This window comes from Coprobacter secundus subsp. similis, from assembly GCF_015097275.1.
GTDB classification, from domain to species: Bacteria; Bacteroidota; Bacteroidia; order Bacteroidales; family Coprobacteraceae; genus Coprobacter; species Coprobacter secundus.
In genome coordinates, this window is record NZ_AP023322.1 from 3,697,999 (window position 1) to 3,711,709 (window position 13,711).

At 34.4% G+C, this 13,711-nt stretch carries 10 protein-coding genes, 1 other RNA gene and 1 pseudogene; 10 read left to right on the forward strand and 2 right to left on the reverse strand.

What is annotated here, in order from left to right; genetic code table 11:
- Window positions 1-206: 206 nt before the first annotated feature.
- The 10 genes and pseudogenes from Cop2CBH44_RS14615 (at window position 207) to Cop2CBH44_RS16775 (ending at window position 10,899) form a co-directional block, all read left to right on the forward strand.
- Window positions 207-2,690, forward strand: coding sequence for a Kelch repeat-containing protein (locus Cop2CBH44_RS14615; protein ID WP_021929725.1), 2,484 nt, complete (start codon window positions 207-209; stop codon window positions 2,688-2,690).
- A 125-nt stretch (window positions 2,691-2,815) separates the two neighbouring features.
- A complete protein-coding gene (locus Cop2CBH44_RS14620; RefSeq protein ID WP_021929726.1) occupies window positions 2,816-4,684 on the forward strand; it encodes a cellulase family glycosylhydrolase in 1,869 nt (622 codons plus the stop codon).
- A gap of 590 nt (window positions 4,685-5,274) precedes the next feature.
- Window positions 5,275-6,228 (forward strand): methylenetetrahydrofolate reductase [NAD(P)H], encoded by a 954-nt coding sequence (gene metF / locus Cop2CBH44_RS14625; RefSeq protein WP_021929727.1) that lies wholly within the window; start codon window positions 5,275-5,277, stop codon window positions 6,226-6,228.
- 17 nt (window positions 6,229-6,245) lie between these two features.
- Window positions 6,246-7,370: a DNA polymerase III subunit delta' gene (gene holB / locus Cop2CBH44_RS14630; protein WP_021929728.1), complete on the forward strand. Its 1,125-nt coding sequence runs from the start codon at window positions 6,246-6,248 to the stop codon at window positions 7,368-7,370.
- An 81-nt stretch (window positions 7,371-7,451) separates the two neighbouring features.
- Window positions 7,452-7,850: a transfer-messenger RNA gene (ssrA, locus tag Cop2CBH44_RS14635) on the forward strand.
- Window positions 7,851-8,020: 170 nt separating this feature from the next.
- Window positions 8,021-8,281 carry a GNAT family N-acetyltransferase gene (locus Cop2CBH44_RS14640; RefSeq protein ID WP_021929729.1) on the forward strand — a complete coding sequence of 87 codons (261 nt, stop codon included), beginning with the start codon at window positions 8,021-8,023 and terminating at the stop codon, window positions 8,279-8,281.
- 182 nt (window positions 8,282-8,463) lie between these two features.
- On the forward strand, window positions 8,464-9,084 hold the full coding sequence (locus Cop2CBH44_RS14645; protein WP_246469134.1) for a DUF975 family protein: 621 nt from the start codon (window positions 8,464-8,466) through the stop codon (window positions 9,082-9,084).
- 465 nt (window positions 9,085-9,549) lie between these two features.
- Entirely contained in the window at window positions 9,550-10,053 is a 504-nt protein-coding gene (locus Cop2CBH44_RS14650) for a CD225/dispanin family protein (protein WP_021929731.1), read from the forward strand.
- A 73-nt stretch (window positions 10,054-10,126) separates the two neighbouring features.
- Window positions 10,127-10,414, forward strand: a complete 288-nt coding sequence (locus tag Cop2CBH44_RS14655) for a DUF2752 domain-containing protein (protein ID WP_157256139.1) — start codon at window positions 10,127-10,129, stop codon at window positions 10,412-10,414.
- A gap of 19 nt (window positions 10,415-10,433) precedes the next feature.
- Window positions 10,434-10,899: pseudogene (locus Cop2CBH44_RS16775) on the forward strand (pyridoxamine 5'-phosphate oxidase family protein).
- A 509-nt stretch (window positions 10,900-11,408) separates the two neighbouring features.
- Here Cop2CBH44_RS16775 and Cop2CBH44_RS14665 read toward each other — a convergent pair.
- The gene (locus Cop2CBH44_RS14665; RefSeq protein WP_044228251.1) at window positions 11,409-12,233 is read right to left on the reverse strand and encodes an alpha/beta hydrolase; all 825 of its coding nucleotides are present in this window, start codon (window positions 12,231-12,233) and stop codon (window positions 11,409-11,411) included.
- Between the two features lie 50 nt (window positions 12,234-12,283).
- Window positions 12,284-13,606: a DUF3843 family protein gene (locus Cop2CBH44_RS14670; protein ID WP_200755108.1), complete on the reverse strand. Its 1,323-nt coding sequence runs from the start codon at window positions 13,604-13,606 to the stop codon at window positions 12,284-12,286.
- Window positions 13,607-13,711: the final 105 nt, after the last annotated feature.

Sequence of the window (13,711 nt, forward strand, 5' to 3'; positions counted from 1 at the left end):
TTGATTAATATGGCTAAAAATAACGAGTTAAATATCGATTAATTTTCGATTAATATATATTTTAATTATCTTTTTATTACTTGATTCAAGTAAAATAAAGGAAAATAACGTATATTTGTGTCTGTAAGTATCTGTTTTTAATTTTTTTAAGTACAAGCAGATGTTTTGAGTCACGATATTTTACAGTGTTAATGACTTTTTTTACTATGAAAAGATACATCTTTTTGTTTGTATTGTTATTTTCTATATCTTTTGTTTACGGGGAAGGCCGGGAAGTAGGTTTGCATTTCAACTCTCATACTCATTTGGCAGAAAAGAGAACGACACTTGAGTTGGATAATGGAGAGGGTATACGGTTAAGGCGTACTCTGACGTTTTCTTTTGATATGGAGGTACGGAAAGAAAATACCATTTATGGTTTTGTGTTTAGGATGATTTCGGATAATGATAAGAACATAGATTTTATGTTTTCATTGGATAGTTTATATCAGCCTTTTCCTGAATTAATTGTAGATAATGATATATACCCGTTAGCGAAAAAAGTACAGGTAAAAAAATCGATTCCTGTAAAGATAACTTTATCGAGAGAAGATAACCGTATATTACTTGTTTATAATAATTCGGTATTTGAAGTCCCTTATTCTTTTGGTGATATTGAAAAATTTTATGTTTCGTTTGGAAAATGCCGGAGAGGGAAATACACATCTAACGATGTGGCCCCGGTCAATTTAAAGAATATTAGGGTATATGATGACAACAAATTGATACGTAATTGGTTATTAAGTCGCCATCAAGGAAATATTTGTTATGATGAAGTAAAGGGAAAGATGGCTGTAGCCCAATATCCCTCATGGCTGATTGATGATTATTGGAAATGGAAAGAGGTTGTAACCAAAAGAATAGAAAATAATGTCCAGTTTGCATTTGATTCGAAAAATACAATTCTTTATATTGTTCCGGATGAAATGCAGATAACAGCTCTTGACCTGAAAACTGTTACGGAAAAAATAATTAAGGTTAAGAAGGGATATCCGGCCGCATCTAATTATTCGCAGATGGTAATGGATACAATTGATAATAAATTGATTTCTTTTAATTTAGACAATGAATCCTTATCTACTTTTTCTTTTGCTGACCAAACTTGGAGTTCAACTCAAAAGCCTCTTTATGAAAGTATTTACTGGCATCATGCTTCGTTATATTCGTCTAAGGATTCTTGCATATATACTTTTGGTGGTTATGGTGGATATAAATATAATAATACGTTGATTCGTTGTTTTTGGCCGGAAAATAGATGGGAAAAAAGGCGGATAGATGAGATATTTCCTCGTTATTCGGCAGCAATATCTTTAGTAGGTGAAAACTTGTATATTTTTGGAGGAAGAGGTAGTAAAACCGGTAGGCAAGAGCTATCTACAGAGTATACGTATGATTTGCATAAAATAAATATTCACACTGGTAAAGTCTCTTTTGTAGGGGATTTTGCAATGGATAATATTACTTATCTGCCAGCTGAAAATATGATATTTAACGAGCAAGACAGTTCTTTTTATTTATTAGCTAATTTGGACGGAGCTCGTCTTATCCGTTTGTCTTTGCGCGATAAGAAAGCTTATCATATGGGAGATGCGATACCGGGTAATATGTCAAGTTTGCATTTATATCGAAATTTGCTGTATTCTTCTAGAGAATCGAAATTATATGCAGTCTACGATAAAGTTCCTCAGAATGGAATAAAGACTATCTCGATATATTCAATGAAATATCCCCCTTTGAGAGAAGAGGATACTTTGCAATTGGCTAATTCTGGTGAAGATTATCAGAATATGATTATAATTTCTAGTTTGATTTTTTTGGTAGGAAGTTTATTCCTTATTTTATCCTTCAGAAAAAAAAGAAAGCAAAGGAAGCGTAATGTTGCACTGTCTGAGACTTTAGTTGCGAACGAAATTTTGCATTATGATATTTCATTCCATAGTATTTGCCTTTTAGGTGGTTTTTCTGTGAGGAATAAAAAAGGAGAGGATATTACAGCGCATTTTACTCCTACTTTGCGACAGCTTTTATTGGTCCTTATATTGTATACTTATGGCGGGAAGAAAGGTATTCTCAGTTCTAAACTTGATGAATTATTATGGGGGGATAAAGATGAGAGTTCAGCGAGGAATAACCGGAATGTTTCTATCCGTAAGCTGAGAGTTATACTCGAGGAAGTCGGTGATATTACAATTCATAATCATAATAATTATTGGGAAATTATTTTTGGAGAAAATGTTTTTTGTGACTACAAAGAACTTTCTCAGTTTTTACAAGACACTCGAAAATTGAAAGACCCAGAAGATTTTTCTCGATTTATGGAACTTGCTTTCAGAGGAACATTATTACCTAATATGCAGATAGATTGGATAGACCCTTTTAAAGCAGGTTTGTCATCGGAGGTTATAGATATATTGCTCGCTGTTTCTGTTCAATCCGACTATGATAGTCCAAGAATGCAGATAAAAATAGCAGATGCGATATTTGCAAACGATCCATTAAATGAGGAAGCTCTTTCTATTAAGTGTGTGGCTCTGTTTAATAGTGGAAAAACCGGCATTGCAAAAAATACGTATGATAAGTTCTGTAAAGAGTATAAGAGTTTGCTAAATGAATCTTATCCTGTATCATTTAATTCTATTATTAAGAAATAAGACGAAATTAAAGTTTTTGGATTAAAAATTAATTTGTAGTTAAGCGTTTATTCCTGATTAAATTAATAGGTAAGGCCTTTTTTTGTAAAAAAAATTGTTTCACGAAAATAAAATTCAGTAATCACATGAAAAAAGGTTTTCTTCTATTTACTTTAATTTTTGCCTTGATATTGCAAAACTCTTATGCCACTCGGTTGATTATTTCCGGAGGGCCTCAATATCCTCTTATATTTGCTGGCACTGGAAAGAAAGAGCTATGTATGAAGTTTAATGATGCTACTAGTGCTAACGAGTTTGGTGTATACGTTGAGGCAAAGCATCGTCTTGATAAGTCGATAATCATTGGAAATTCTGTAATTTTAGAGAGTAATGGTGCTGCACATAGAGAAGTGAAATTATCATTGGATTTTCCTGAGCTGGGTCTTTATGATTATACAGTGACTTTGAAGGATAATATGAAGGGGGAAACATTAGCTGTTGCTCATTCCAATATCGCTATTGTTCCACAACGGTATAGTGCCGGCCCTACAGATTTTGGGACATGTACGCATTTTGCACAAAATAAAGGGTTAGTGCCATATAGTTTAGATTTAATACGACTGGCAGGTTTTAGCAGTATTCGAGATGAGGTATATTGGGGAGATGTGGAAAAACCTATAGGGACATTTAAATTTTCCGCTAAATATGACAATTATATTCAAGCGGCATCAGACAGGGATATACGTGTATTGATCAGTTTGGAATATGGTAATCCTGCTCCCGGAGAAAAAGTGGCTAACCGAGGATTTCCTTTGGATGAAAGTGGAAGAAAGCGTTTTGCCCGTTATGCAGAAGAATTGGTGAAACGTTATGGTGATAAAGTTACATTGTGGGAGATTTGGAATGAACCTTCAAAAGCGTTGGGAATCGATCCTGGTACCAGTTATTATGAATTATTGAAAGAGACATATACGACAATTAAAGCTTTGCAACCCAATAGTACGGTAATTTGCTCGGGAGGTGCTCCAAATTTGGTAGATGGGGCATATCTAACCCCTATATTTCAGAGTGGAGGAGTTAAGTATATGGATGGTTTTGCTATGCACACTTATGTTGCGCCATTCAATCCAGAGGATGGATATCAGACAAAAGGTCATCCATTTTTGAAAAATGTATCTGTATCATCTTTATGGCCACACTATAAAAAAATGATAGAAACTTATTCTAAAAAAAGTAAGCCATTGACAGCATGGATTACTGAAATGGGTTGGTTTCAAGCTGATACTTTGATCAGGGATGATGGAAAAGTTCTTTATATAGATGAGGCAAGACAAGCTGCATATATTACTCGTTTGTATCTGATGTCAAGAAGATACAATACTACAAGTTGTGTGTATGTATATGATTTTCAGAATGATGGAACAAATATTAAAGAAAAAGAACATAATTTCGGAGTCATACGTAAGGATTTTTCTCCCAAAGCAGCATATTGTGCAGTTTCTGTACTTTCATCTTTATTAGAGAATAAGCCTTTTTCTAATGCTTTGGTTGATACAGAAGATACGAAAGTCTTTTGTTATGGTTCGGGCAAAGACCAAGTGATTGCGTTATGGAATGTTAGTCATTCTGCAGATCCTTCAAAGGAGGTTGCTGAAACAATAGAATTGGATTTGAAAAGTAAAGAAATTATATATGTAAATTGGTTAGGTCAGAAAAATAAAATGACATCTTCTACAGGAAAGTATGTATTACCTTTAATGGAAAATCCGTCGTACATAATTACAAATGATGAGATGTTAAGTTCTGACGAAAAAACGTTTCTATCTGAAGATTCTGTTTTGAATATTGATAATATATTGAAAATCAATAAAAAAGGATTAAAACAGATATTTGATGCAACTGGTCGATTTATTTTGAAAACTACTAAAGATAATATTGATATGTCTATGTATCCATCAGGTATTTATTTTGTTAGAGTGGGTAATAAAACATTTAAAATCTTAAAAAGTAATTAAGTTGTTGTTCTGTTATAAATTAGTTTGATACTTTATTATTATTTGTATTTTTAAGAATGGATTGGATAATAATGATGCTAAATTAGGTCATTATTATCCAATTCTCATTTTGTAATTATATTTATTTAAGTGAGAAGAAGCTGGGAACTATTGCTCTGAAAGAATCTTTTGAAGTGTGTATTGTCGTTGTGCGGTAGAGCTGAGGAATGTTTATAAACAAAAAAAGGTTGTCTCACGACAACCAATCTTCATTAACCTTAAATCTAATACCATGAAAAACACGATACAAATATAGAGACGATCAGTGTCTACTCCAAATATTTCGGGAAGAAAAATGTGAGTTTTGTATTTGTTTAACGATAGCCATTTATTTTCAGTCTTGCATTAAATAAAATTTATAAATGAATCACTGTCGTTTTGGCTTACGAATCGTATTGAGTGTATCTGTTCCAGATATGTATTTATTGGTCCTGACTTTAAAGATGAAATTTTCATTCTCAAATTTTATAAGGGGGGGATGGTTTAATTTTTAGGTTTTTATCAGGATTTTCATCAAAAATGTTACTTTTGTAAAAACAAAATTTTGAACGATGAGCATTGTAGACTTAATCTCAGACAAACAGTCCACTGCATTTTCTTTTGAGGTACTTCCTCCTTTAAAAGGTAACAGTATAGAAAAGGTATTTAATACGATAGATAAGTTACGTGAATTTGATCCAAAATACATAAATATAACGACTCATCGTAGTGAGTTTGTTTATAAAGATATGGAGGGAGGATTGTATAAGCGTATATCGGAACGCACTCGGCCCGGAACCGTGGCTGTAGCTGCGGCTATACAAAATAAGTACCAAATTCCTGCAGTACCACATTTGATATGTAGCGGTTTCACCAAAAGCGAGACAGAGTATGCTCTTATTGATTTGAATTTTTTGGGGATATATGATTTGCTGATTTTACGAGGAGATAAAGCTAAACATGATAATAAATTTGTCCCTACACCGGATGGGCATACTCATGCTATCGATTTGCAGCAACAGGTAAATCGTTTTAATGAAGGGTATTTTTTGGATGGTAGTAAGATGTCATTGATGGATACTCCTTTTTCGTATGGTGTTGCGGGGTATCCTGAAAAACATGATGAAGCTCCAAATCCGGAGTCTGATTTGAATTATTTGAAAGAAAAGGTAAAAGCTGGTGCCAGTTATGTGGTAACACAGATGTTTTTCGATAATGACAAATATTTTGCTTTTGTCGAGCGTTGTCGCGCCGAAGGTATTAATGTCCCTATTATTCCTGGCATAAAGCCCATTGTTCTGGCCAATCAACTGACTGTCTTGCCCAAAGTGTTCCATGTAGATTTGCCAGAACCGTTGGCCAAAGAGCTGCAGAACTGCAAAAATGATGATGATGCCAAGCAGGTGGGGATAGAATGGTGTACCATGCAAGCCAAGGAGTTGAAGTCCAAAGGTGTACCCAGTATACATTTTTATTCTATGATGGCGACTGAGAGTGTAAGGCGTGTTGCTCAAGCTGTCTATTAATAAAGAGGAACAAGAATATGTTTTTTAGAGATGTGATTGGGCAAGAAGATGTAAAACAGCGTCTTATTCATTCGGTAAAAACGGGACAGATAGCTCATGCCCAATTGTTTTGTGGGCCTGAAGGTGTGGGAAAGTTTCCGTTGGCGTTGGCTTATGCCCGTTATATTCAATGTACTAATAAAGGAGAAAATGATGCTTGTGGCCAATGTCCTTCATGTAAACAATATAATAATCTGATGCATCCCGATTTGCATTTTGTTTTCCCGATTGTTAAGAATGAAAAGAAGAAAAAACGGGTAAGTGATGATTATATTGAAGATTGGCGTTTGTTTCTTGCAGAAAATACGTATTTCAATCTGGACCAGTGGCTGGAATATATTGATGCGGCGAATAGTCAGGCGATGATATATGCTGAGGAGAGTCGAGAGATTATTCGTAAAATAAGTCTGAAAACTTATGAGTCTGACTATAAGGTCATGATTATCTGGCTGCCGGAAAGAATGAATGCTGTTTGTGCTAATAAATTACTGAAACTTCTGGAAGAGCCGTATGACAAAACAGTTTTTTTATTGGTAAGCGATAATGCTTCGGCAATATTGGGTACTATTTTGTCTCGTACTCAGCCTGTTCATTTGCGACCGTTAAGTGAGGATGTTGTTTCCTCAGCTTTGGTGACTAATTATTCGCTGTCTCCAGAGGATGCTTCTGCAATTGCGCATATTGCCAGTGGTAATTATCTGAGGGCTCTTGAATCGATACGAGTTTCGGACGAGATGCGTCTGAATTTTGATTTGTTTGTGCGCCTTATGCGGTTGGCGTATGGTAGGAAAATTAAAGACCTGAAATTATGGAGTGAAGAAATTTCAGATTTAGGACGAGAGAAAGAGCGTATTTTCTTGTCATATGCCCAGAGGATGTTGCGAGAAAATTTTATATACAATATAAGACAACCGGAAATTAATTATATGACTACTCAAGAAGCTCAATTTTCATCTCGTTTTGCACCTTTTATTCATGAGCGTAATGTTTATCCTATTATGGAGGAGTTAAGTCGGGCTTATGATGATATTGGGCAAAATGCGAATGGGAAAATTGTGTTTTTTGATTTAGCAATAAAGATGATTATGCTATTAAAAAGTTAAATAGATATATTAATATCAAGTATTTTACGAAAAAAGATTATCTTTGTTTCCCTTTTCGGATTTAACGAAGAGTACACCCATGGGGATGACCGGTTTTGACAGCGGGTAGAAGTGGTGTGTAAGCATGCAGAGCGTGGATGGCTTGCTCTTAAATCTCAGACATCAAAAATTTAAATGGCGAAAATAATTACGCTCTTGCTGCTTAATCGAAGTACAGTAGATTAACTTAATCTCCTCAATAGTTGGGGAGACAAGACATCACCCGGTTGCTGTTGTTCCGAAGCGTACCGAACAGGTGGTGCAGGGAAATCGGAAATAGCCGAGGATTTGTTCCGGGTCTTCGGTGAAACTTTAAGGGACTAAGGAATGGATTGGTGGCTTCGGTCTTGTCTGTTCCCGACAATTTAGGCGAAGATAAGCATGTAGAAAGCTCATTAGTTCCTCGTTTGGACGAGGGTTCGAATCCCTCCATCTCCACATATTATTTTTAGGGAAGCTGCTGATATTTTCAGTAGCTTTTGTTTTTTAAGCATGTTTCATTAAGTATTTGATTTATATATTTATTCCTTAGAAAAAGTTTAAAATATAGTTCTTTATAATCAATCTGTTGTTTCATTTGTTATCTTTATATACATTAAAACAATGAAATTATGGAGTATGAAGTAATGCATAAGCCTGCAAATCATCGATTCGAGGTTGAATATGAAGGTTATATTGCCTATTTGGAATATAGAATAAAGGGGAATACAATAGATATTACTCATACGTTTGTGCCTCATCCGATAGAAGGACGAGGAATTGCTGCCGTTTTAGTAGATGCTGCATTACAATATAGTAAAGAAAAATATTTAAGAGTAATTCCTACTTGTTCATATGTTGCAGCTTATATGAAACGGAAAAACTTACTGTGAAGACACTGGATTTTAGGTTTTGCCTTTTATTCTGGTATAAGATGTTGGAGAGAGAATTGCAAAAGAGAGAATCGCTTATCAGTGATAAATATATTTTTATTTATATTTTATTCTTATATTATTTTTACTCCTTATAGAATAGTTGTAATTTAGAAGATTATTTATAATTAAATCTAAAATGTATGGAAAGTTACAAATCTTCTGATTTTAAAAATCAGGCATTGGCAGCTCTTTCGGGAAATTGGAAACCGAGTGTTGCTGTCTCTTTGGTTGCATTATTTATTGTTTGTGTGATTGCCGCATTTGCGAAGTCTTACTCATTTATTTATTTGATTTTATATTTTGGTGTTGCTGTTCCTGTTATGATAGGTCTTTTATATAGTTTTTACGACTTATTTCGTGATAGAAAGATTCCCGAAGTTTCAGATTTGATTCTTCCTTTTCAGCAGTTTAAAAGAATGTTTGTATGTTACATATTAGTTTATGTATATACATTTCTATGGACATTACTTCTTATTGTTCCGGGTATTATCAAAGGGCTTTCTTATTCGATGACGTTTTATATACTTAGGGACCGCCCTGAATTGGTACCTTCTCAGGCAATTGATGAGAGTATGCGTATGATGGAGGGGCATAAGGCCGACTTGTTTATATTGATGTTAAGTTTTATTGGTTGGGCTATTTTAGCAACCATTACAGTGATTGGGCTGATTTGGTTTATTCCTTATGTATATACAGCAAGTGCTGCTTTTTATGAAAGGTTGAAAGCTGATAAAGGCACAATCATTCCTATTGCCGAATAAGGATGCTTGTAAATCATTTAAAAATATTGTTTCCCGTACAAAGAATACTTGTACGGGAAATTTGTTTTTTAAGCCCTATATTTGTGATGATTGGAAAATATTTTGATTAAGTGTATGTATATAAAAAAAGGTTGTCTCCCGACAACCAATCTTCATTAACCTTAAATCTAATACCATGAAAAAACATAGTGCAAATGTAAAATGTTTATTGTTATTTTGCAACTCTGAGTATAAAAACATTCTCTTTATTAACAAAGTTTGATTAAAATCGAATTTTTTGTTAACACTGTATTGGAATATTGGCGAAATCAGAAATAATAAATTGTAGAGAAATAGACAATCATAAATGAAAATTTTTTTATTTTTCTGTGAATAGTGCATTCTTTTTTATATGTTTGCTAATAACATGGAATAGAGAAGACTCATGTATATTTAATATTAGAGTCTTTTATTATTAGTAATATTATGGAAGAATATTTTTATATCGATGACTCGGAACAACAGCAGGGACCAGTTAATGGAAATGATTTAAGAAAATATGGAGTTACAGAAAAAACATTAGTATGGAGGGCCGGAATGGAAAATTGGCAACCGGCAGGTTCTGTTCCGGAATTGTCGGTGATTTTTGTCCAACCACCGGCACCGCCGATAAGCTCTTCATCTTCTGCCAAACCGGAAAATGAAGCTTCAAGAGAGAGGCCTCAGGCTCATACTGATTTTGTAGGAAAACCTGATAATTATTTGATTTGGGCGATTCTTACGACAATATTATGTTGCCTGCCATTGGGGATTGTAGCTATTGTGTATTCGAGCAAGGTCGATACTTTGTGGAGTGCTGGCGATAAGATTGGCGCCAAAGAAGCTGCAGATAAGTCCAAATTGTTTAGTATTCTGTCTTTGGTAATCGGTATTGTTTCTATAACAATCGGTTTTTTCATGGGAGTTGCAAGTGCATTTTTCGGCATATAGTAAATTATTGGCTTTTGTTGGTGTATCTATACTTGTTTTACTTTGCTTTGTAAATCCTGAGGAAGCAATATGGATGCCTAAATGTATATTTCATTCTTTTACAGGACTGGATTGTCCGGCTTGTGGAAGTCAACGGGCTGTATATCATTTGCTTCATTTTCGTTTTTTAGAAGCAATACATTATAATTTTTTTTTACTTATATCCATTCCTTATTTGATTTTATTGGGAGGAACTGTTTATTTGAAAAGTGGAGGCCGGTTCGAGAAAATCAGGAATTTTGTTTATCATCCGGTTACGGTAAATATATTTTTGATATTACTGATAAGCTGGTGGATACTCAGAAATGTATTAGGAATATAATGTTGCTATATGGGAATATATGATAATGGGAATTGTTCGTCGTCAGTACCGTTTACTTGACGAAGATAAAGCTTTAGGTTTGTTATCTACAGAGAATATGGTATATTGTCGATGTGTATTGGAAATGAAGGCTATGGTATTCCTTTGAACTATGTTTGGAATCAGAAAAATTAATATATATACATTGTACTCCGAAAGGACAGATGTTGGATTGTATCAGGGAAAATAATCAAGTGTTTTTTTGTGTAATAGGATGTACTCGGGCTGTTCTAGATAAGTTTACAACAACGTATGAAAGTATTGTGATGAGATGTGCTGCTCATATAGCCCTTTTACTGGAAGAACGTATGCATGCTTTAGAATTATTGGTTGCTAAATATTCTCCAAATGATAAGGAAATAGGACGTAAATATGCAGAGAAATTTTTTCACCATACCGAAATTATCCGACTTGGAATCGTTGCTATGACAGGAAAGCGTAAATAAATCATGTAGCTTTATGAAAAAGAAATGGTTGTCTCCCGACAACCAATCTTCTTTACCTTAAATCTAATACCATGAAAAAACACATGACAAATATAAGCGGGTTGTTTCTATTTTGCAAGTCTGAGTGTGAAAAAGATTTGTTTTTTAACATTGTTTGTGTGAAAAATAACTGTTTAATTAACATTTTAACTCGGATTATCATTTTATAAAGAGAGAAGGTTTGCCAAATTGATTTATCGTTTCGGGATGAAATGAGTGGTGAGCAGTCTTTTTTATTTTGTCTTGGCAAAATTTTACGGATGATTCGTATGGGAGTATTGTAAATTATATAAATAAAAAAAGGTTGTCTCCCGACAACCAATCTTTGTAAACCTTAAATCTAATACTATGAAAAAACATAGTACAAATATATATTTTTCATACTTGTTTTACAAGTAATAATGCAAAATAAATTATTGTTTTAACATTGTTTCTGTGAAAAAAGCGTCTTTTATTAACATATTAACAAATTATTCTGTTTTAGTATCTTTTTTGTTAAAGAATTTGTTAAAAAACAGTAGTTGGTAGTCGATGGAGTTGTTCCAATATTCAGCGTTATGCCATCCTGGACGAACAATGAAATCGTGGTCGATTTTCCGGTCGAGCAGACCTTGATGAAAATTCTTGTTTACTGTCAAGAAGAAGTCGCTATACCCGCAATCGAAGATGATGGCCAGACTACCGTTTTCTAATTTGTCGAGTTGGTTGATAACGGTGTGCTCTTCCCATATTTGTTGATTTTTATCTTCTTCTCCGATTTGTTTTTTCATATCCCAATTATCAGGGAAAGGACGTATATCTAATCCACCGCTCATACTACCTGCGGCACCGAAAATATCTTGGTGGCGGATGGCCAGCCACATAGCTCCATGGCCTCCCATGCTTAAGCCAGTAATAGCTCTTTTTTTACGATTTGGGATAGAAGGATAATTTTTATCGATATATTTTATAAGCTCGTCAGAAACGAATGTTTCAAATTGGGAGTTCGCATTTATTGGACTGTCCCAATACCAACTGTTTTCACCGTTAGGACAGACTACAATTATTCCGTATTCATCGACGAGCTGAGGCAAATTAGGTTTTATGCCTATCCATGTTTTATGGTTACCACTATATCCGTGCAAGAGGTATAGTGTAGGATAAGTTTTTCCGGTTTGTTTATCCGGAGAGATAATGACACAAGGAATATTCCGGTTCATTTTTTTACTTTTTACTTGCACTGTATCTACGATAGCAGCTTGTGTCGAGATGCATATAGATAATGCAAACAGTACAATGAATGCTTTTAACTTCATGGTTCTTATGTTTTAGAGTTTGTTTGTAATTTTGTGAAAATATTTTTTTGTCAGCGTTTCATATAGTCGAGAATGAAATTCAAGTTATCTTTCATCAACTGATTGTTGGTTTCTCCTTCAAAATTGAGTTTGGGCAAATGACCTTCTTCAAAAGCTTTTTTGATAAAGTTTTTGCTTATATCCCTGTTCATCATAGTACCCCAAGCCCTGTCCTCATCTGTATAGTCAGGGCCATCTTCGGCCATTATACTCATTATTTTGTTGAATAAGGCGGTTTGTTCTTTTTCAGTCGGTTCATAAGAATCATCAAAGAGATGCAGTTCCTCTTCGTTATCAACTTCTTTTTTTATTTCATTCGATTGATTATATGAACGCACTTGTCCTATAAACCACCATTCATCCATCCATCGCACAAAGCCGATAAATAGAACCAGCTCTTTATCTTTCATATCTTTTGGGAAACCATGTAGAGAACGATTGACGATGTCGATTTCTTTTCCAGTGGCAATATGTATGAATTTTGTATGGGTAGAGTTTTCACTTTCATATTTGAAATAGCCCGAATATTTGCGTGAAAGTTCATTTAGAGGCTGGTAAAGGCAATTATCCTTTCCCAATACACGAGCCAACCATTGGCTTGGGCGGAGTGCGTGAAACTCTGTAACATGATTGTATGTAAAATCGTTGCACATCATGTTAATCATGTCCGGAATCTGTTCTTCCATATTATCGTTTTGGGCTATTTCAGCTATTTCTTCAGCATCAGTCTGTAGAAATATGCCGTTTTCCTGAAAGAGGTAAGATTCGGTTCCGAGCCAGAAAATGTATGTATGTAGCGCTTGGATATTTTGTTTGATATCATCCGGAATATTGAAAAATTCTTGCAGTTTTTTATTTTCAGGGGCTGTTTCGTATTCTTCGTCAAGTATTGTCATTACGCTCTTGGCCATCTCTGAGAAAAGAGGATTTAAGGGGGAGAAAGGAATTTCCGTTCCATTGAGTTGCATGTAATAATGCCAAATCAGGAATTGTATATCTTGTGTGTTGATTTCGTCTTCTTCGTAATCCGAACAGTCAAAAAATGGTATAGGTTTTCCTGTCCGTTTTTTATTTTCAGTTCTGAATGCAACAAAAATGTTAGTTTGGGATATGACATCTTCAAAGTAGGCGGTCAAGGTACAACTAAGCCTTTTCTTTTCATCCTCTGTAAGAGCTAAGATGTCGTTTTCGAAAGGAGTGTTGTCGAGTACTGCTTCGATGGCATCAAATATACGGTTCGAAAGTTTTACATAATATAAGTCTGTTGCTGAAGTTTTGTAGGGATGTATTGCTAGCCAGTCGGCACTGTAAATCACTTGTTTCTTTTTTCTCATTTTGGTATATTTCTAAGGAAATGCGAATGTACACATAAAAGCTCAATAATCCAATGTCAGAATTTATTTTTCCTTATTCAAAGTACAATAGATGCTTTTGATTAT

Excerpts from the sequence above, each read along its gene's own strand:
- Cop2CBH44_RS14665 (WP_044228251.1), bottom strand. The coding sequence starts at position 12,233 with ATGAAGTTAAAAGCATTCATTGTACTGTTTGCATTATCTATATGCATC.
- Cop2CBH44_RS14670 (WP_200755108.1), bottom strand. The coding sequence starts at position 13,606 with ATGAGAAAAAAGAAACAAGTGATTTACAGTGCCGACTGGCTAGCAATA.
- Cop2CBH44_RS14640 (WP_021929729.1), top strand. The coding sequence starts at position 8,021 with ATGGAGTATGAAGTAATGCATAAGCCTGCAAATCATCGATTCGAGGTT.
- Cop2CBH44_RS14615 (WP_021929725.1), top strand. The coding sequence starts at position 207 with ATGAAAAGATACATCTTTTTGTTTGTATTGTTATTTTCTATATCTTTT.
- holB (WP_021929728.1), top strand. The coding sequence starts at position 6,246 with ATGTTTTTTAGAGATGTGATTGGGCAAGAAGATGTAAAACAGCGTCTT.
- Cop2CBH44_RS14645 (WP_246469134.1), top strand. The coding sequence starts at position 8,464 with ATGGAAAGTTACAAATCTTCTGATTTTAAAAATCAGGCATTGGCAGCT.
- Cop2CBH44_RS14650 (WP_021929731.1), top strand. The coding sequence starts at position 9,550 with ATGGAAGAATATTTTTATATCGATGACTCGGAACAACAGCAGGGACCA.
- metF (WP_021929727.1), top strand. The coding sequence starts at position 5,275 with ATGAGCATTGTAGACTTAATCTCAGACAAACAGTCCACTGCATTTTCT.
- Cop2CBH44_RS14620 (WP_021929726.1), top strand. The coding sequence starts at position 2,816 with ATGAAAAAAGGTTTTCTTCTATTTACTTTAATTTTTGCCTTGATATTG.
- Cop2CBH44_RS14655 (WP_157256139.1), top strand. The coding sequence starts at position 10,127 with ATGCCTAAATGTATATTTCATTCTTTTACAGGACTGGATTGTCCGGCT.